The organism is Dactylosporangium vinaceum, from assembly GCF_019904175.1.
Taxonomy (GTDB): Bacteria; Actinomycetota; Actinomycetes; order Mycobacteriales; family Micromonosporaceae; genus Dactylosporangium; species Dactylosporangium vinaceum.
Window position 1 is genome coordinate 1863319 of record NZ_CP061913.1, and the last position, 18621, is coordinate 1881939.

Here is an 18621-nt window from a genome sequence, read left to right on the forward strand (position 1 = left end):
CGTTGAAGAAGCAAGTAGCCGTCCTCCTGCGCGCCCGCGCGTCGTGCTGCTCGTTCTGCGCGCCCGCGCGTCGTGCTGCTCGTTCTGCGCGCCCGCGCGTCGTGCTGCTCGTCCTGCGCGCCCGCGCGTCGGCCGGCGCCCACGGTGCGTCCTTGCTTCCGGCGTTGCGCGTGCGCGGAAGCTCGGCGCGACGAAGCGAGCAGTCAACTGGCAAGCGGCGGGCCGGGGCGTGGTCGAACAAGACAAGCGGCCAGGCCGAAGCCAAGCCGCCTGTCGAAGTACGAAGCACCTGAGCCGCCGAAACGAAGCCAAAACCGACAGCGAGACCAAGAGCCGAGACCAAGAGCCGAGACCCGGAGCCGAGATCGAGAGCCCCAAACCGCTGCCGAGCAGGAAGTCTGCCCAGCACGAAGACCGGCCAGTAGAAAAGACGAACCGGCCAACGATTCGGCAAGCAGAAACGACCAGCCCGCAGCAGGAAGCTGAAGCCCTACAGGCCCGACAACCGCTGCCCCGCCCGCACCACAGCCATCGCGTGCCGATCACCCGGCCGGCGCCCCAGACGCTCTATCGGCCCCGACACGCTGATCGCCGCGATCACCCTCCCCGTGCGATCGCGGATCGGCGCCGAAACGCTCGCCACCCCCGGCTCGCGCTCGGCCACGCTCTGCGCCCAGCCCCGGCGGCGAACCTCCGCCAGGGTGCGGCCGGTGAACTTGCACCGCGGCAGCAGCGGCATCACGGCCTCCGGCGGCTCCCAGGCCAGCAGCACCTGAGCGGCCGAGCCGGCGGTCATGGGCAGCACGGCGCCGATCGGCACGGTGTCGCGCAGGCCGCTGGCGCGCTCGGCCGCGGCGACACAGAGGCGCTCGTCGGCGCGGCGGAGGTACAGCTGCGCGCTTTCGCCCGTCGCGTCACGCAACGCGGTGAGCATCGGCTCCGCGGCGGTCAGCAGGACGTCGGGGGCGGCGTTGGCCAGCTCACCCAGCCGCGGGCCCGGGCGCCAGCGTCCCTGTGCGTCACGAACCAGTAAGCGGTGGATTTCCAACGCCTGCGCCAGGCGGTGTGCGGTGGCGCGCGGAAGCTTGGTCCGCTCCACCAATTCCGCCAGGCTGGCGCCGTCGACGCAGGCGGCAAGGATGACTACCGCCTTGTCGAGCACGCCGACACCGCTCATACTGTGTCCCACAGACCGAAACATACCTCCCAAACTTTAGGATGTCCAGATGGTGGGAGAAGCACAGCCGCAAGCTCAGGAGCAGCCGCGCACGCTCGCGGAAAAGGTGTGGGACGCGCATGTCGTGCGCTCCGCCGACGGTGAACCGGACCTGCTCTACATCGATCTGCACCTCGTGCACGAGGTCACCAGCCCGCAGGCGTTCGACGGCCTGCGGATGTCCGGGCGGCCCGTACGCCGGCCCGAGCTCACGATCGCGACCGAGGACCACAACACGCCGACCGACAACCTGCTGACGATCAGCGACCCGGTCTCCCGCACGCAGATCGAGACGCTGCGGCGCAACACCGAGGAGTTCGGGATCCGCGTGCACTCGCTGGGCGACGCCCAGCAGGGCGTGGTCCACGTCATGGGACCGCAGCTGGGCCTCTCCCAGCCCGGCATGACCATCGTGTGCGGCGACTCGCACACCTCCACGCACGGGGCGTTCGGCGCCCTCGCGTTCGGGATCGGCACCTCCGAGGTCGAGCACGTCCTGGCGACGCAGACGCTGTCCCAGGCGCGGCCGCGCACGATGGCGGTGAACGTCGTCGGTGAGCTCGGCCCCGGGGTCACCGCCAAGGACCTGGTGCTGTCCCTGATCACCCAGGTCGGCACGGGTGGCGGGCGCGGGCACGTGGTGGAGTACCGCGGTCCCGCGATCGAGGCCATGTCCATGGAGGGTCGGATGACCATCTCCAACATGTCGATCGAGTGGGGCGCCAAGGCCGGCATGATCGCGCCGGACGAGACGACGTTCGCCTACATCGAGGGCCGGCAGTACGCGCCGAAGGGGGCGGACTGGGACCGCGCCAAGGCGTACTGGCAGAGTCTGCGCACCGACGAGGGCGCCAAGTTCGACACCGAGGTGACGCTGGACATCTCCCAGCTGACCCCGTTCGTCACCTGGGGGACCAACCCCGGCCAGGGCGCGCCGCTCGGCAGCGTGGTGCCCAGTCCGGAGGACTTCACCGAGAGCGCGGATCGTGTCGCGGCGGAGAAGGCGCTGGAGTACATGGCGCTGACCCCCGGCACCGCGCTGCGCGACGTCGCGATCGACGTGGTGTTCCTGGGCTCCTGCACCAACGGGCGCCTCGAGGACCTGCGCGCGGCCGCGGACGTCCTGCGCGGGCGCCGGGTCAGCGACAGCGTCCGGATGCTCGTCGTCCCCGGCTCCGCGTCCGTGCGCGCGGCCGCGGAGGAGGAGGGCCTCGACAAGGTCTTCACGGAGGCCGGCGCGGAGTGGCGTTTCGCGGGCTGCTCGATGTGCCTGGGTATGAATCCCGACACACTCAAGCCCGGTGAGCGCTCCGCTTCGACCTCGAATCGCAACTTCGAGGGCCGCCAGGGGCGCGGTGGCCGCACCCATCTGGTGTCGCCTCCAGTGGCCGCGGCAACCGCCGTAGCCGGTCATCTCGCGGCCCCCGCCGACCTGAACTAAAAGGGACAACGGACACATGGAGAAGTTCACCGTCCACACCGGCACCGCTGTTCCGCTGCGCCGGTCCAACGTGGACACCGATCAGATCATCCCCGCCGTCTACCTCAAGCGCGTCACCCGCACCGGGTTCGCTGACGGGCTCTTCAACGCCTGGCGCTCGGACCCGGAATTCGTCCTCAACAATCCGGCGTACGAGGGCGCGTCGATCCTCGTCGCCGGCCCCGAGTTCGGCACCGGCTCGTCCCGTGAGCACGCAGTTTGGGCCTTGCAGGACTATGGTTTCCGGGCTGTCGTCTCGCCGCGTTTCGGCGACATCTTCCGGGGCAACGCGCTCAAGGGCGGCCTGCTGCCGGTCGAGATCGGCAGTGAGAACGTCGAGGCGCTGTGGTCCGCGATCGAGGCTGACCCGAAGCTCGATGTAACGGTCGACCTCCAGACCCGCCAGTTGCGTGCGGGTGACCGGGAATGGGACTTCCCGCTGGACGATTTCAGTCGCTGGCGGTTGCTGGAAGGACTCGACGACATCGGTCTCACCCTTCGCCACGAGGGCGCTATCACCGCCTTCGAACAAGGCCGTCCGGAGTGGACACCCGTCGTTCGCTAGCCCCCGCAGGGCGTCTCGATGAGCCTCCGGCCAGATCCGTTACTCCACAACGATTTCTTTTCCGTCATATGTTTGTATCCTGTGTGCGTTGGGATACCTTGCCCACAGGGACTTCAATTTTCTGTACGGGAGGAAACGTGAACAAGGCCGAGCTCATTGAGGCGCTCAGCGCTCGCCTGGGCGACAAGAAGTCGGCGAACGCGGCGCTTGACGCGGTGCTGGCTGAGATCCAGGCTGCCGTGACCAAGGGCGACAAGGTTGCCATCACCGGCTTCGGTGTCTTCGAGAAGCGCGTCCGCGGTGCGAGAACCGCCCGCAACCCGCGCACCGGTGAAGCGGTGAAGGTGAAGAAGACGTCGGTCCCCGCGTTCCGCGCGGGCGCCAGCTTCCGTGAGATGGTGGCCAGCGGCAAGGTGCCGAAGGTCGCCGCCGCCAAGAAGACGACCACCGCCGCCGCCACGAAGGCCACCACGGCCAAGGCGACGACCGCCAAGGCCACCACGGCGAAGGCGACGACGGCGAAGGCCGCTCCGGCGAAGGCCGCCGCGACCAAGACCGCCCCGGCCAAGGCCACCGCGACCAAGACGGCCCCGGCGAAGAAGGCCGCCACCAAGACGACCCGCGCCGCGGCGTCGACGACGGCTCGCAAGACCACGACGGCCACCACGGCCGCCGCCAAGAGCACCACCGCTGCGAAGAAGGCCCCGGCCAAGAAGGCCGCCGCCAAGTAGGTGCAGCAAACGAAAAGGGCGACGCCGCAATCGCGGCGCCGCCCTTTCGGCATTCCGGCAAGGCGCTATCGCAGGGTCACCGGCGCCAGCCGGTCCCGGCCGGCTATGCGCCCCTCGGAGAAACACAGCACCCAGCCCGCGCCCTTACGCGTGTGGAAGTCGACGTCGGCCCGGCCGGTGAGCGCCTTGAGCAAAGGCGGGATGAGTTTGCCCTGACTGCAGATCACGGTGGTACCGCCACGCCGCGCCAGCGCCGCCAGCGCCTCCGCGGCCGGGCCGGGCTCCGCGTCCTCGTCGAAGGCCGGCTCGAGCGCAACCGGCAGGCTCAGCGGCTCCACCGTCTGCCGGCAGCGCAGCGGGGTTGCCGACACCACCCGATCCGGCCGCAGCAGCGTCAGCAGGCCGCTCAGCCCCTGCGCATCGCGCTCCCCGGCCGCCTCCAGCGGTCGCTCGGCGTCCGGGCCGGACCACTCCTTGCGCTTGCCGGCCTTCGCGTGGCGCACCAGGGCCACCACCGAGGTCACCGGCGGCACGTCGAGGAACGCGCGCACGACGCCGCGGTCGTGGGCGTAGCTCAGCATCGTGTGCGCCTCGGTCGCGGGGACCCACCGGGCCTCCTCGATCTCGTGGTCGGCCGGGCGGGGCGCCCACGCGACCGCGCGCATCGACCAGAAGTCCACGCTCTTCTCGACGCCCGGCTCGCCGGTCAGGTACCGCACCGACGGCAGCCGCACCTGTGGCGCCCCCTCGACCGACGTCTCCTCGAAGACCTCCCGGACCGCGGCGGTGAGCTCGTGCTCACCCGGATCGAGCTTGCCCTTCGGCAGCGACCAGTCGTTGTACCGCGGCCGGTGCACCAGCACGATCTCGGTGACCCCCGTCTCCGAACGGCGCCACACCACACCACCGGCCGCGCGGACCAGCGAGTTCACCTCAGCCATGCGATGTTCTTTTCCTCCATGACCATCTCCCACACTGCCGGGAAGTCCGCGCGGGCGCGGGTCACCGTCGCCCGCTCGCGCTCGAAGAGCCGTCCGGCCGTCACCGCGAGGGCGTGGTCGTCCGGCGCGGCCGCGGCCGCCTCCAGCCACGCGTCCCCGGCGATCGCCGCGTCCTGGTGCTCACCCAGCACACCTTGCGCCCGCGCGACCGCCTTGGCCAGCAGGCGCGCCTCGGAGCCCAGCACCGCCGACACGGCGTCGGCGGCGTAGCGGGCGCGCTTGGCCCGCTTGCGCACCTCGTGCCAGTCGTAGTCGGGCAGGTCCGGGGTCAGCGCACCCGCCCCGACCACCTCGTCGTTGCCGTCGACGAGACGCCGCCAGGGCTTGCGCACGATGCCCGCGAGGACATCCTGCGCCGGCTCCCAGGCCAGGGGCGCCAGGCGCGGCTCCTCGACCGCCGCGACCAGGGCGTCGAGCAGCTTGACGTACCGCCGGGAATGCAATGCCTTGTCCAGGACCCGCAGCGCCGAATCCTGCTGCCGGGCCAGTGCCGCGTCGATGCGGGCGACCGCGCGCGGGTCGACCGGCGCCAGCGGGTCGGCGGCGGCCGTGCGGAACAGCCGCTCGCGCAGCACCTCCACGTCGCGGGCGCCTCCGAGCGCGCCGGCCAGCCAGGCCAGCTCCTCGCGCAGCCGGGCCGTCCACCGCGGGTCCAGCAGCGCCTGGAATGTCTGCAGGTCGCTACGCAGCCGCCGGGTGCCGACCCGCATCTGGTGCACCGGGGTGTCGCCGTTCGGCATCGTCTCGCGCATCCGCGCGAACGGGTCGTGCTTGAGGATCCGTGCGACGTCGCGCCGGATCGCCTCGATGACCACGTCGCCGGCGTGGGCCGTGCCTGGACGCGCCCGCGCGGCCAGCAGCGGCGCCTCCACCGACCCGAGCGCCTCCAGGGCCCGGACGTGTTTGGGCACGAACGCGTCCGCGCCGGTCCCCGCCCGTGCCCCCGCCGCCAGCAGCAGCTTCTCGACCTCGTCCAGCACCGCGCGGTCGCCGTCGACCAGCTCGACCTCGATCTCGCGGAATCGCAGTGCGACGTCGCGCCCGTCGAGCACGCTCACCGAGTCGTCGGCGACCTCGGCCAGCAGCCGCCCGTCGGCCCCGCTCACCTCGTACACGGTGCGCACCGTGCGCAGCACCGCGGCCGGAGCGAGCGGGCGCCCACGCCGATAGGCCGTGACGAGGTCCAGCAGCGACGGTGGGACCACACCCGCGCCCTGCGACGGTCGCGAGTACTCGAAGCGCACGCCCGCCCGCGACGACGGCAGCTTCACCGTCCACACTTTGGCCGCGACGTCGCCCTTGCGGTACCGAAGCGAAATCCCATGACGGGTCAGGAGCCGCTCGGGGGTGTCGTAGTAGGTGGCCCGCAGCGTGACCGGCTCCCGCGCGCTCACCCGCCCGGCGGCGCCGAGGTCGGGCATGGTGAACCCGTCGCCGGCCAGGTACTTGCGCTCTTCCTCCAGCATCCAGCCACCCTAGAGAGGTCGGCCCTGATCACTCCACCCGGTCGACGATGCGACGCAGCAGCGCCTCCTGGGGGTTCTTGCCCGGCCGGCGGTGCCACACCCCGCTGCCCGACAGCTCGAACGCGCCCGTGTCGTCGCTCATCATGAGGCTCAGCACCCGGTGCAGTTCGTCCGTCGAGGCCGGGTCCGTGACCTGGACCAGCGCCTCCACGCGGCGGTCGAGGTTGCGGTGCATGAGGTCGGCCGAGCCGATCCAGTACTCCGCGCGGGCGCCGTGGCCGAACCGGAAGACCCGCGAGTGCTCCAGGAACCTGCCCAGGACCGATCGAACCCGGATGTTCTCCGACAGGTCCGGTACGCCCGGGCGCAGCGCGCAGATGCCCCGCACGAGGAGGTCGACGCGCGTGCCCGCGCGGCTCGCCCGGTACAGCGAGTCGATGATCTCCTCGTCGACCAGCGAGTTGACCTTGATCTGGACGAGCCCGTCCGCGCCGTACGCGACCTCGCGTTCGATCCGCTCGATGATGCCGCGGCGGACCCCGTGCGGGGCGACGAGCAGTCGCCGGTACGACGTCTGCCGGCTGTAGCCGGTGAGCACGTTGAACAGGTCGGTCAGGTCGGCGCCCACCTCGGGGTCGGCCGTGAGCAGCCCGTAGTCCTCGTACAGCCGCGCAGTCTTCGGGTGGTAGTTGCCGGTGCCGATGTGGCAGTAGCGGCGGATGTGGTTGCCCTCCTGGCGCACGACCAGGGCCGTCTTCGTGTGCGTCTTGAGACCGACGAGCCCGTACACGACGTGGCAGCCCGCCCGCTCCAGCGTCCGCGCCCAGCCGATGTTCGCCTTCTCATCGAAGCGCGCCTTGACCTCCACGAGCACCACGACCTGCTTGCCGGCCTCGGCCGCGTCCACGAGGGCGTCGACGATGGGGGAGTCGCCGCTGGTGCGGTACAGGGTCAGCTTGATGGCCAGCACGTTCGGATCGGCCGCGGCCTGCTCGACGAAGCGCTGCACGCTCGTGGAGAACGAGTGGTACGGGTGGTGCACGAGGATGTCGTGGTCACGCAGCCGCGCGAAGACGCTGCGCGGCGTCTCGCCTTCTGCGAAGTGCGGGTGCGTTGCCGGTACGAACGGCGGGTCCTTCAAATCGGGACGGTCGACGCCGTTGTAGACCTCCCACAACGCGGTCAGGTCGAGCCACCCGGGGACCCGCAGCACGTCGTGGGAGTCCATGTCGAGCTCGCGGACGAGCAGCTCCAGCACGTGGTCCGAGATGGACGCCGCGACCTCCAGGCGCACCGGCGGCCCGAAGCGCCTCCGCGCGAGCTCGCGCTCGAGTGCCTGCAGCAGGTCCTCGTCGCGATCCTCGTCGAGCTCGACCTCAGCGTTGCGCGTCACCCGGAACAGATGGTGCTCCAGCACCTGCATCCCGGAGAACAGCTGGCCGAGGTGTGCCGCGATGAGCTCCTCGACGGGCAGGAAGCGCATGACCCGCGCTCCGTCGCGCGCGGCGTGGAGCGCGAAGAATCGCGGCACGTTGTTCGGCACCTTGATCCGCGCGAACAGCTCCGGCCCGCCGTCCTTTTCCCGCACCACGACGGCGAGGTTGAGCGACAGCCCCGAGATGTACGGGAACGGGTGCGCCGGGTCGACCGCCAGCGGCGTCAGCACCGGGAAGATCTGCTCGCGGAACGACGCGCGCATCCGCTCGCGCTCGGCCGGGTCCAGCTCCGCCCAGCGAACAATGTTGATGTTTTCCCGGGCCATCGCCGGCGCGATCTCATCGGCGAACACCCGTGCCTGCCGCGCCATCAGCCCCGACGTGCGCTCCGCGATCTGTTCGAGCTGCTCCGTCGGCGGCAGGAAGCCCGGCAGCCGCCGTACGGGCAGCCCCGTCTGCAGGCGCCGCTTCAGACCCGCAACCCGCACCATGTAGAACTCGTCGAGATTGCTGGCGAAGATCGCGAGGAACTTGGCCCGCTCCAGCAGGGGCGTCGCCGGGTCCTCGGCGAGGGTGAGCACCCGCGCATTGAAGTCCAGCCAGGAGAGCTCACGGTTGAGATACCGGTCTTCCGGCAGCGGTTTTTCCTCGTCTTGTACTTCCACAGCGCCCCCTTCCGACCCGAACCACTCCGCATCCGCGCCGTCGACCCCACCGGCCCGCTCAGCGGCCGACGACGTCTTGGGGTTACCCAGATCGGCGGCCGGCTGATCCAGCGGCGCGGATGCGCTCTGACCCGGGCCGGACGCCGTGGCCACCCGCGCGGCCGCGCCGGACGTCGCCTCGGCCTTGGCCGCGCCGGGCGTCGCGCCGACCGCGGGCTTGGCGGGTGCCGCCTCGGCCTTGACCGTCGCGGACGTCGCCTCGGCTGCGGGCTTGCTGCTCGTGGCCGGGGTCACCGGCTTGCCGTTGGCGGCCGGCCCGGCTGCCTTCGCGCTGGTGGCCGGGGTCGCGGGCCGGGTCGAGACCGGCGGCGTCGTCGCCGGCTGGCCGTTGGCGCGCGAGGTAGCGGCCGGGCGGGTGGCTTTGACAGGGCCGGCTGAGGTGGCGGCCTTGGTCCCGGCGGCTCCGGGCGCGGACGCGGTCGGCCCCGCGGGCTCGCTCGACGTCGTGGCCTGCTGTGCGGCGGGTTGCCGTGCCGGCTGCGACTGCGGCGCGGGCTGCGGTTTCTCGACGGGCTCGGCTTTCTCGACGGGCTCCGGCTCGGTCGCGGCTTCCGGGGCCGGGTCGGTCTTTTGCACCGGATCAACCTTTTGCACCGGTCTTGCCACCGGCGTGGTCGGGGACTTCTGCGCCGGCACCCGCTCGGATGCCTGCGCGGATTCTGTCGTGGCCTCGTTCACCGTGACCTCGCTCACCGTGGCTTCGTCGGCCGGCGCCGTGGGCGCGGCCTTTGTGGCTCGACGAGCCCGTGCCGGGGCCCCGCTCCCACCGGACCTCGTCGTCTTGGGCGGCGCACTCGCCGGTTCGGGCCGCTGGGCGGCACTGCGCGGGCGGCTTCGACCGGTCGTGCTCTCGTCCACCGGATCATCATGGCCTGTTTGTGCTGGTCTGAACATGAACTTCCCGCTGCTTGGCCGCTACGGAAAGGTGGGCAGAGTGACCTTCGTGATCGTCCCCACGTCGTCGTGGTCGAGCCGGACCCGCTGACCGAGCCGCAGGTGGCGCAGCCCTGACGCATCGAACGCCGCCGCCGGGAAGGCCACCTCGACTCCATCGTCGAGCAGCACCGTCCCGGTGCGACTCCCGTCATCGAACGTCGCGACCGTGCCCTGCATACCGATCACGCTACCGTGCAGAGCACCTGTCCGGTATGTGCGCCGAGTCCCAGCCGCGCCGCGGCGTCGAGATCGGCCGCGGTGTCCACGTCCCGCCGAAGGCTGGGCCAGTCACCGTCGAGCCGCACCGCGCCCGAGCGCTGATGCGCCGCCGCCGAGCCGGGCCCGAACTGGGGCGCGAGGGCCTCACCGGCGGGCGCGGCGAGCAGTACCGTGCCGGTGCCCTCCAGGTCCGGCACGAACGCGCGCCGCCCGGCCCGCGCGGCCGCGACCAGGGCGGCCTCCAGGTCTTCGGGGCGCATGGCGGGCAGGTCAGCGGTCAACGCCACCACCGCGACGCCGACTCCGCGCGACGTCTCAACGCCTCCACCCGACGGCCCCGCGCCACCGGGCGATGCCTCTGCTCCTCCGCGCCGGGCGCCGGCTGTCTCGGGATCCGGTGCGTCCGCGCGTCCGCGCGGATCGACGGCCTGCCCAGCGGCCAGGGCACCATAGGTCAGCGCGGCGTTGAGACCGGCCGCGGGTGTGTCAGGCAGGCACGATGCGCCCAGTTCGGTCAGCTCTGCGCACACCGCCGGGTCGTCGCAGACGACCACGACGCGGGCGACCGCGCGGCAGGCGAGCGCGGCGGCTACCGTGTCGCGTGCCATGGCCAGGACCAGATCGGGGTGCACGGCCTCGGGCACCGCGCCGCGCAAACGCGTCTTGGCCGCCGGCAGCGGCTTGACCGGGACCACCGCCACCCAGGCGGCCGTCGGCTCGGGCGCCGTCGGCTGGGTCGTCGACTGGCCGTGGCAGTGCATGAGCCATCCTGACACGGCCACCGGGCGCCCGGCAGTGGCATGATTCGCAGCAGAACCGTGAGGGGAGGGTGAGATGGTGCGCCGGAGGCTCGGCTTTTGGCGGCGTTTCGCCGTCATGACCGTCAAACCCATGATCAGGGTGCTGACCCGCCGCACCTGGCGCGGGATGGAGCACATCCCGGCCGAGGGCGGGGTGATCATCGTGGTGAACCACATCTCTCACGCCGATCCACTGGCCGTCGCGCACTACATCTACGACGCCGGACGGTGGCCGTCGTTCCTGGCCAAGTCCGGCCTGTTCGAGGTGCCGGTGCTCGGCTACCTGCTGAAAGAGGTCCACCAGATCCCGGTACGCCGCGGCACCACCGACGCCGTCAAGGCACTCGAGGCCGCGCGGGCTGGCGTGCGGGCGGGCGAGGCAGTGGTCATCTACCCCGAGGGCACCACGACGCGCGAGCCCGACCTGTGGCCGATGCGCGGCAAGACCGGCGCGGCACGGCTGTGGCTGGACACCCGGGCGCCGATGATCCCGATCGTCATGTGGGGCCCGGAGGAGATCTACGACCCGCGTTCGAAGAAGCTCAAGCTGTTCCCGCGGGCCCAGGTGACGATCGTGAGCGGCGAGCCCCTGGACCTCTCGGCCTGGGCCGACGCTCAGCCGACGGCGCAGGTCCTCAACGAGATCACCGAGCACATCATGCTGCACCTGCGCGACATGCTCGTCGAGATTCGCGGCGGCAGCGCGCCGCCGCTGTGGACGCCGAAGCGGCCCGTCCAGCGACCCGAAGAGCAGGCGGCATGAGCATCCAGCGCGCGGCCGTCCTGGGGTCGGGTTCGTGGGGTACGGCGTTCGCCAAGGTCCTCGCCGACGCCGGCACGCCTTCCGTCACGGTGTGGTCCCGGCGCCCCGAGCTCGCGGCCGCCATCCGCGACGAGCATCACAACCCCGACTACCTGCCCGCCATGTGGCTCCCGGACGCGGTCACGGCCACCTCCGACGCGTTCGAGGCGATCGACGGGGCCGACCTCGTGGTCCTGGCCGTGCCGTCACAGACCCTCCGCGCCAACCTGACCGCCTGGAACGGCGCGATCGGCGCGGACGCGACGCTCGTGAGCCTCATGAAGGGCATCGAGCTCGACACCCTCAAGCGGATGAGCGAGGTAATCGTCGAGGTCGCCGACGTCGAGCCGGACCGGGTCGCCGTCGTCACCGGCCCCAACCTCGCCCCGGAAATCGCCGCCGAGCAGATCGCCGGCACCGTCGTGGCCTGCCGGGACATCGGCCGCGCGGAGCTCGTCCAGCGGGCGATCAGCACGCGCTACCTGCGGCCGTACACCAACGACGACGTCGTCGGCTGCGAGCTGGGCGGGGCCGTCAAGAACGCGATCGCGCTGGCCTACGGCATGGCCTCCGCGCTCGGCTTCGGCGACAACACCAAGGCCACCCTGATCACCCGGGGTCTGGCCGAGACCGCCCGCCTGGGCGCGGCCCTGGGCGCCAACCCGATGACCTTCGCGGGCCTGGCCGGCCTGGGCGACCTCATCGCGACGTGCTCGTCTCCGCTGTCGCGCAACCGCTCGTTCGGCGAGCGCCTGGGCCGCGGCGAGACCCTGGAACAGGCCCAGGCCGCGACCCGCCAGACCGCGGAGGGCGTGAAGAGCTGCCTATCGATCCGTGATCTGGCCCACAGCGTCGGCGTCGAGATGCCCATCACCGAGCAGGTCGAGCAGGTCTGTCACGAGGGCGTGGACCCCTTGAAGGCCCTGGCCGCCCTGATGGCCCGGGAGACGAAGCCGGAGCGCCCGGGCGTTCCGTCGTCGACCGGTCAGTGATCGCTCGGGCGACCGCGCGGGAAGCGAGGCGCCCGCGCGGGACCGGGTCGCGTCCGCGCGTGGGTGACGTGGTTGAGGAGACAGCAGTATGAGTGCAGGTAGCGGCGAGCTTTTCGGCGCCGACGACGCTTCCGCGCCCGCGAACATGGCGCGCGTAGATGAGGCGCCCGCGGACGAGGCGCCCGCGGACGAGGCGCCCGCGGACGAGGCGCCCGCGGACGAGGCGCCCGCGGACGAGACGCCCGCGGACGAGACGCCCGCGGACGTGGCGCCTGCGAGCGAGGCGCCTGCGGACGTGGCGCCCGCGAGCGAGGTGGGCGGGGAAACGACACACGCGAACGGAGCGCGCGGAGGCGAGGCGGACGGGAGCGGCGCGCGCGGAGCCGGGGCGCCCGCGGACGGCACGGGCGGCGACGGGGCGCGCGGGAGTGGAACGCGCGGAGACGGGACGCGCGGGGACGGGACGCGGGTTGTGCACGCTGGAGTGCCGGCGGCCGTAGCGGGGGAGCCGTTCCTGCCGTCGCCGGTGTTCGGGGCGCCCTATCACCTCGATCCGGTCGCGGGCCCCCAGGCCGGCGTGAACGGGTACGGGCGGACGGACAACCCGACGTACCGGAGCCTGGAGCAGGCCATCGGCGAGCTCGAAGGCGGCGAGTGCGTCGTCTTCGCGTCCGGGATGGCGGCGATCTCGGCGGTACTGCTCTCCACCCTGCGCGCGGGTGACACCGTTGTGCTGCCCTCCGACGGATACTTCCTGACCCGGGCCTTCGCGACCGAGCACCTGCCCGCACGTGGAGTCGAGGTGCGGACGATGCCGACGCCGGGGCCGTACCCGGCGCTCGATGACGTGCGGCTCCTGCTCCTCGAGACCCCCTCGAACCCCGGGCTCGACGTGTGCGACATCGCCGACCTCGCCGCGCGGACGCGTGCCGGCGGCGGTCTGGTCGCGGTCGACAACACCACCCCCACACCGCTCGGGCAGCGACCGCTCGACCTCGGGGCAGACTTCTCGGTCGCCTCGGCCACCAAGGCGCTGACAGGCCACTCGGACATGCTGCTCGGCTACGTCTGCGCCCGCGACCCGGAGCTCATCGCGGCCATCCGCACCTGGCGCGGCCGGACCGGCGGCATCCCGGGAGCGTTCGAGGCGTGGCTGGCCCACCGGTCGCTCGGGACGCTCGACCTGCGCCTGGCCCGGCAGACGGCCAACGCGGCAGCCGCGGCCGAGCTGCTGGCCGGCCACCCCGCGGTCGCGTCCGTGCGCTGGCCCGGGCGGGCGGGCGACCCCGCGTACGCGGCCGCGGCCCGGCAGATGCGCCGCATCCCGGGCGTCGTGACGTTCGTGCTGGCCGACAAGGCGGCGGTGGACCGCTTCCTGACCACCTCCGACCTGGTGTTCGCGGCGACGTCGTTCGGCGGCCTGCACTCCTCGGCCGATCGGCGGGCCCAGTGGGGCGACGACGCGCCCGAGGGCCTGGTCCGCCTCTCGTGCGGCGTCGAGGACACCGAAGACCTGATCGCGGACGTGCGCCGCGCTCTGGACGCCGCAATTGCCTGACCGCCGCCGCGCGGATGCGTGACGGCGGTCCCGGCGATGGCGCGGCCGTCGCGCGAAGCCGGCGATGACCACGCGCCCCGCTGCGGCAGCGTCTGGCGGATGGCGGGCACTCCCATGGCGAGGACCGCCCCGGCCAAGCGTGGTCGCGGCCGGGGCAGTGGTGCGCGCGGGAGCGGTGGCGCAGGCGGCCGGCGCGGGCGAGGCGAGGGCTGGGCGGTGGCCCGGGTCAGCAGTGCAGGTCGCCGGTCGGGGCGGTCGGGACCGTCGCCACGATGGTCGGTGAAAGATTCACCAGCCAGGACCCGTCGGCGGCCTTCGGGACGACGACGCTCAGCGGCACCTGGCGGTCGATCGTGTGCCAGACGGTGCGCCCGGACTGCTCTTCCGGATACCAGCAGACGTCCGACAGCCCCAGAAGCTGCGCATCCGCGGGCACGGACGGTGCCGGGCCGCCGCAGGACAGGACAATCGGTGGGTCGCCGAACGCCGCGTTCTGCTCGCCGCCCGCCGTCACCTGGCGGCGGTGCAGGCCGCCGAGCTCCTGGGGCAGCCGAGCGACCAGGGCCCGGCACACCGCGGCCGGAGTGGGGGCGAGCTGAGGGGCTTCCGCGGGTACCGGCGAAGAGTCCGGACTTGAAGGGAAGCCGCCCAGCACCCAGAAGGATGCGATGCCGACCACCAGCGCGATGGGTATCGCCGCGAAGGTTGCGATCCTGGCCGGACTGGGGGCCGGGCGCGCGGGCGCGTTCGCGGGCATCAGGCAGGCGCCGTCACGAGAGCGCTGTCACTGACGCACCAGCACGGGACCGCCATCACGGTGGCCGAGCGTAGTGGGCGCTACAAGTGCACCACCGAGCAGGTGACGGTGCGTGTGATGCCGGGCACCAGCTGGACCTTGGACACGATGAGCTGGCCCAGCTCGTCGATGCTGCGGGCCTCGGTGAGGACCACGACGTCGTACGGGCCCGTGACCGCGTCGACGCGCACCACACCGTGCAGGCCTTGGATGGCCGTGGCCACATCGCGGGCCTTGCCGACCTCTGTTTGGATCAGGATGTATGCCTGTACCACGACACGACTCCCTCCTGCGTCGTCCGCGCGCTGGTCAGGCGTCAACCTACCGCAAGAATGAAACCGGCAAGTCAACCGCCGTGCGTGATCATGCCATGACTCGCGGCTTCGGCGACACTATCGAGCATCAGGTTGGAGGACGGGTGACCGTAGCAACCGCCGGGGAGTTCGGGCTCATCTCACGGGTGACGGCTCGGCTCGGGGCGGCGTCGCCCTTGGTTCTGCTCGGGCCGGGGGACGACGGGGCCATCGTCGCCACCCCGGATGCGCGCGTCGTGGCCAGCACCGACGTGCTCGTCGACGGGCGCCATTTCCGCCGTGACTGGTCCAGCGCACGCGACGTCGGCCATCGCGCGGCCGCGGCCAACCTCGCCGACATCGCGGCCATGGGCGCGCGGCCCACGGCGCTCCTGGTGGCCCTCTGCGCCCCGCCGGACCTCCAGATCTCCTGGGCCGAGGAGCTCGCCGACGGCCTGGCCGCGGAGGCGGTGAAGACGGGGGCGACGGTCGTGGGCGGGGACACGTCGTCCAGCCCCACGCTGACGATCGCGGTGACCGCGCTGGGCGATCTGGCCGGTCAGGAGCCGCTGGTGCGCTCGGGCGCGCGTCCGGGCGACGTGGTGGCCGTGGCCGGGCGGATCGGTCACGCGGCCGCGGGGTACACCATCCTGTCCCGGGGTTTTCGCTCACCGAAGGTGCTCGTGGATGCGTTCCGGCGGCCCGATGTGCCGTACCACCTGGGGCCCATTGCCGCGCGGATGGGCGCCACGTCCATGATCGACGTCTCCGACGGGCTGCTGGCCGACCTCGGGCACATCGCCGTGGCCAGCGGCGTCGGCATCGATCTGCGCCGGGACGCGTTCCAGGTGCCGGAGGCCATGCGCGCCGCCGCGACCGCGCTGGGCGTCGACCCGTACGGCTGGATCCTCGCGGGAGGCGATGACCACGCGCTGGCCGCGACGTTCCCGCCCGATGTCGAGCTCGGCGACGACTGGCTGGTCGTGGGCTCCGTCCTGGCCGCCGACGTGTTCACGGCCGGGGAGGGCGTGACCGTGGACGGCCGGCGCTACGCGGGGGGCGCCCCGGGCTGGGACCACTTCCGGTAAGGGGCAGTACGCTTCACGCTCGTGACTGAGATCGACATCCGGCCGACCCGCTACGGCTCGCGGGTCGCCTCCGCGCTGACCGCGGCCGCGCTCGCCGACCTGGGCGAGCGGTACGGCAGCGATGGTGACTCCACCCCTATCGAACCCGGCGAGTTCGATCCGCCCGCGGGCGCGTTCTTCGTCGCGTACGTCGACGGCAGCCCGGCCGCGTGCGGCGGCTTCCGCACGTTCGCGGAGGACGAGACGACGGCCGAGCTCAAGCGGATGTACGTCGCGCCGCAGTACCGCGGGCTCGGCCTGGCCAAGGCGCTCCTGCGGGCCACCGAGGACGCCGCGCGGGCGGCCGGGCGCAAGCGGGTCTGGCTGGAGACCGGCACCGCACAGCCGGAGGCGATCGGCCTTTACGAGCGGTGCGGCTACGTGCGGATCGAGGACTTCGGGCACTACAAGGGCTACGAGTCCGTGCGTTCCTACGGCCGCGACCTCTGACAGCCCACGACAAAAGGCCCCGTGACAAGGTCACGGGGCCATTTCGGTGCTCGGGTCAGCCCCGGACGACCTTGCCGGCCTTGAGGCAGGAGGTGCAGACCTGCATCTTCCGCGTGGTGCCGCCACCGGCCGGGGTGCGCACCGTCTGAATGTTGGGGTTCCAACGGCGGTTGGTCCGCCGGTGCGAGTGGGACACGTTGTGGCCGAAGCCCGGTCCCTTGCCGCAGACGTCGCACACGCTAGCCACGGGGATCTCCTGGGTTGATTGCTGTCCTGGGCCGGAACGATGTTCCGGGGCATCGCCGACCGGGTGACCGGCGGGCAACCTGGCAAGGTTACCTGATCCGACCCCGCGACACCCAATCGGCCCGGTCGGGGCCGCATCGGTGGGGAATCGTACCTGTCACCGTTAGGCTCTGGCGCGTGCCAGACAGTGTGGACGCGTCCGTCGTCCGCCGGTGGTGCGCCGGCGGCCTGGCCGCGCTGCGGCGCCATCAGGCCGAGATCGACGCGCTCAACGTGTACCCCGTGCCCGACGGCGACACCGGCACCAACCTGGTGCTGACGATGTCCTCGGCAGTCGCGGCGGCCACCGGTGCGACCGCTGCCGAGACGATGCGCGGGGCCGCCCGCGGCGCACTGCTCGGCGCGCACGGCAACTCCGGCATCATCCTGGCCCAGCTCTTCAAGGGTCTCGCCACGGGACTGGAACGCGCGGGCGCGGCCCCGGTGACGGGTGCGGTGCTGGCCGGGGCGCTGGACGAGGCGGCGCACGGGGCGTACGGCGCGGTCGCGGCGCCGGTCGAGGGCACCGTGCTGACCGTCGGGGTGGCCGCGGCCAAGGCCGCCGTCGAGGCCGCGACGCGCGGAGGCGTGGCCGCCGTCGCCCGGGCCGCGGCCCAGGGCGCGCGGGAGGCGCTCGTGCGAACGCCCGAGCAGCTGCCGGCACTGGCCCGGGCCGGGGTGGTCGACGCGGGCGGGCGCGGCCTGGTGGTCCTCCTCGACGCATTGGTGGAGACGCTGACCGGCGAGGAGCCGCCCGACGGTCCCATTTCGGCGGTGGTACCGGCTGGAGGCCGCCCGGGCGCGACCGTGGCCCGGGAGACAGGATCGGCTGACTACGCGTACGAGGTGCAGTACCTCCTCGAGGCCCGCGCGGAGGCGGTGGCCACGCTGCGCGACGCGCTGGTGGTGCTGGGCGACTCGCTGGTGATCGTGGGCGACGAGCCGACGTGGCACGTCCACGTGCACGTCAACGACGTCGGCGCGGCGATCGAGGCCGGCATCGAGGCGGGGCGCCCGAGCCGGATCACCGTGACGCGCTTCGAGGACCAGGTCGCCGCGCAGACGCCGCACGAGGACGACGGAGCGACGCGCGACCGCGCGGTGGTGGTCGTGTGCAGCGGCCCCGGCCTCGCCGCGCTGCTCGAGTCCGAAGGCGCGACGGTGCTGACCGGCAACCCCTCCACCCGCCAGATCCTCGACGCCATCCTGCGCTCGGGCGCGGAGCGCGTCGTGGTGTTGCCCAACGACGCGAACGTGCTGGCCGTGGCCACCGCCGCCGCGAGTGAGGCGCGCTCCGCGGGCGTCCGCGCGGGCGTCGTGCCCACCCGCTCGCCCGTCCAGGCCCTGGCCGCGATGGCCGTCCGCGACGCCACCCGGCGCTTCGAGGACGACGTGATCGCCATGGCCGAGGCGGCCGCGCGCTGCCGGTCGGCCGAGCTCACCATCGCCCAGCGGGAGGCGCTTACCGTCGCCGGCCGCTGCCAACCGGGCGACGTCCTGGCGATCGTGGACGGCGAGGTGAACCTCATCGGGCAGGATCTGCCGGAGACGGCCTGCCTGCTGCTGGACCGGATGCTTGGGGGCGGCGGTGAGCTCGTCACCCTCATCGCCGGCCGTGACGCCCCTGATGGCCTCGGGGCGGTCATCCGGGCCCACGTCGAGGGCACTTGGCCGTTCGTCGAGGTGCAATGTTACGAAGGGGGCCAGCCGCACTACCCACTTCTGGTGGGCGTCGAGTAGAGG

At 72.4% G+C, this 18621-nt stretch carries 18 protein-coding genes; 9 read left to right on the forward strand and 9 right to left on the reverse strand.

Annotated elements, in window-relative coordinates; all coding sequences use genetic code 11:
• Positions 1 to 490: 490 nt before the first annotated feature.
• On the reverse strand, positions 491 to 1177 hold the full coding sequence (locus Dvina_RS08040; RefSeq protein WP_223101757.1) for an IclR family transcriptional regulator: 687 nt from the start codon (positions 1175 to 1177) through the stop codon (positions 491 to 493).
• Between the two features lie 49 nt (positions 1178 to 1226).
• Here Dvina_RS08040 and leuC point away from each other — a divergent pair, with 49 nt between their 5' ends.
• From leuC to Dvina_RS08055, 3 genes are all read left to right on the forward strand, one after another.
• Positions 1227 to 2657 (forward strand): 3-isopropylmalate dehydratase large subunit, encoded by a 1431-nt coding sequence (gene leuC / locus Dvina_RS08045; protein ID WP_223101758.1) that lies wholly within the window; start codon positions 1227 to 1229, stop codon positions 2655 to 2657.
• A 16-nt stretch (positions 2658 to 2673) separates the two neighbouring features.
• Positions 2674 to 3261: a 3-isopropylmalate dehydratase small subunit gene (gene leuD, locus Dvina_RS08050; protein ID WP_223101759.1), complete on the forward strand. Its 588-nt coding sequence runs from the start codon at positions 2674 to 2676 to the stop codon at positions 3259 to 3261.
• A gap of 137 nt (positions 3262 to 3398) precedes the next feature.
• Entirely contained in the window at positions 3399 to 3992 is a 594-nt protein-coding gene (locus Dvina_RS08055) for an HU family DNA-binding protein (RefSeq protein WP_223101761.1), read from the forward strand.
• Positions 3993 to 4057: 65 nt separating this feature from the next.
• Here the strand turns inward: Dvina_RS08055 and Dvina_RS08060 are convergent, their stop codons facing one another.
• The 5 genes from Dvina_RS08060 to Dvina_RS08080 all read right to left on the reverse strand — a co-directional run bounded on the left by Dvina_RS08060 (position 4058) and on the right by Dvina_RS08080 (position 10536).
• Positions 4058 to 4933: an NUDIX hydrolase gene (locus Dvina_RS08060; protein WP_223101763.1), complete on the reverse strand. Its 876-nt coding sequence runs from the start codon at positions 4931 to 4933 to the stop codon at positions 4058 to 4060.
• Positions 4921 to 6459: a CYTH and CHAD domain-containing protein gene (locus tag Dvina_RS08065; protein WP_223101764.1), complete on the reverse strand. Its 1539-nt coding sequence runs from the start codon at positions 6457 to 6459 to the stop codon at positions 4921 to 4923. Before Dvina_RS08065 ends, Dvina_RS08060 begins: the two co-directional genes overlap by 13 nt.
• Before the next feature lie 28 nt (positions 6460 to 6487).
• A complete protein-coding gene (locus Dvina_RS08070; RefSeq protein WP_380028691.1) occupies positions 6488 to 8854 on the reverse strand; it encodes an RNA degradosome polyphosphate kinase in 2367 nt (788 codons plus the stop codon).
• A gap of 681 nt (positions 8855 to 9535) precedes the next feature.
• Positions 9536 to 9733, reverse strand: coding sequence for a S1 domain-containing protein (locus Dvina_RS08075; RefSeq protein WP_223101766.1), 198 nt, complete (start codon positions 9731 to 9733; stop codon positions 9536 to 9538).
• 5 nt (positions 9734 to 9738) lie between these two features.
• Positions 9739 to 10536, reverse strand: a complete 798-nt coding sequence (locus tag Dvina_RS08080) for a glycosyltransferase family protein (protein WP_223101767.1) — start codon at positions 10534 to 10536, stop codon at positions 9739 to 9741.
• Positions 10537 to 10609: 73 nt separating this feature from the next.
• Here Dvina_RS08080 and Dvina_RS08085 point away from each other — a divergent pair, with 73 nt between their 5' ends.
• The 3 genes from Dvina_RS08085 to Dvina_RS08095 all read left to right on the forward strand — a co-directional run bounded on the left by Dvina_RS08085 (position 10610) and on the right by Dvina_RS08095 (position 13927).
• On the forward strand, positions 10610 to 11338 hold the full coding sequence (locus tag Dvina_RS08085) for a lysophospholipid acyltransferase family protein (protein WP_223101768.1): 729 nt from the start codon (positions 10610 to 10612) through the stop codon (positions 11336 to 11338).
• The gene (locus Dvina_RS08090) at positions 11335 to 12369 is read left to right on the forward strand and encodes an NAD(P)H-dependent glycerol-3-phosphate dehydrogenase (protein WP_223101770.1); all 1035 of its coding nucleotides are present in this window, start codon (positions 11335 to 11337) and stop codon (positions 12367 to 12369) included. The genes Dvina_RS08085 and Dvina_RS08090 overlap by 4 nt, the downstream gene beginning before the upstream one ends.
• A gap of 472 nt (positions 12370 to 12841) precedes the next feature.
• Positions 12842 to 13927, forward strand: a complete 1086-nt coding sequence (locus tag Dvina_RS08095) for a cystathionine gamma-lyase (protein WP_246656093.1) — start codon at positions 12842 to 12844, stop codon at positions 13925 to 13927.
• Positions 13928 to 14153: 226 nt separating this feature from the next.
• On the opposite strand, the gene Dvina_RS08100 is transcribed toward Dvina_RS08095, so the two are convergent.
• Both Dvina_RS08100 and Dvina_RS08105 read right to left on the reverse strand, forming a co-directional pair.
• On the reverse strand, positions 14154 to 14684 hold the full coding sequence (locus Dvina_RS08100; RefSeq protein ID WP_246656094.1) for a DUF3515 family protein: 531 nt from the start codon (positions 14682 to 14684) through the stop codon (positions 14154 to 14156).
• Between the two features lie 80 nt (positions 14685 to 14764).
• Positions 14765 to 14998 carry an Lrp/AsnC ligand binding domain-containing protein gene (locus Dvina_RS08105; protein ID WP_223101773.1) on the reverse strand — a complete coding sequence of 78 codons (234 nt, stop codon included), beginning with the start codon at positions 14996 to 14998 and terminating at the stop codon, positions 14765 to 14767.
• 143 nt (positions 14999 to 15141) lie between these two features.
• Between Dvina_RS08105 and Dvina_RS08110 the strand changes: the two genes are divergently transcribed.
• Positions 15142 to 16104: a thiamine-phosphate kinase gene (locus tag Dvina_RS08110; RefSeq protein WP_246656095.1), complete on the forward strand. Its 963-nt coding sequence runs from the start codon at positions 15142 to 15144 to the stop codon at positions 16102 to 16104.
• A gap of 21 nt (positions 16105 to 16125) precedes the next feature.
• Positions 16126 to 16593: a GNAT family N-acetyltransferase gene (locus tag Dvina_RS08115; RefSeq protein ID WP_223101776.1), complete on the forward strand. Its 468-nt coding sequence runs from the start codon at positions 16126 to 16128 to the stop codon at positions 16591 to 16593.
• 55 nt (positions 16594 to 16648) lie between these two features.
• Here the strand turns inward: Dvina_RS08115 and rpmB are convergent, their stop codons facing one another.
• Entirely contained in the window at positions 16649 to 16840 is a 192-nt protein-coding gene (rpmB, locus tag Dvina_RS08120) for a 50S ribosomal protein L28 (RefSeq protein ID WP_223101777.1), read from the reverse strand.
• 176 nt (positions 16841 to 17016) lie between these two features.
• On the opposite strand from rpmB, the gene Dvina_RS08125 reads away from it, so the two are divergent.
• The gene (locus tag Dvina_RS08125) at positions 17017 to 18618 is read left to right on the forward strand and encodes a DAK2 domain-containing protein (RefSeq protein WP_223101779.1); all 1602 of its coding nucleotides are present in this window, start codon (positions 17017 to 17019) and stop codon (positions 18616 to 18618) included.
• Positions 18619 to 18621 lie beyond the last annotated feature (3 nt).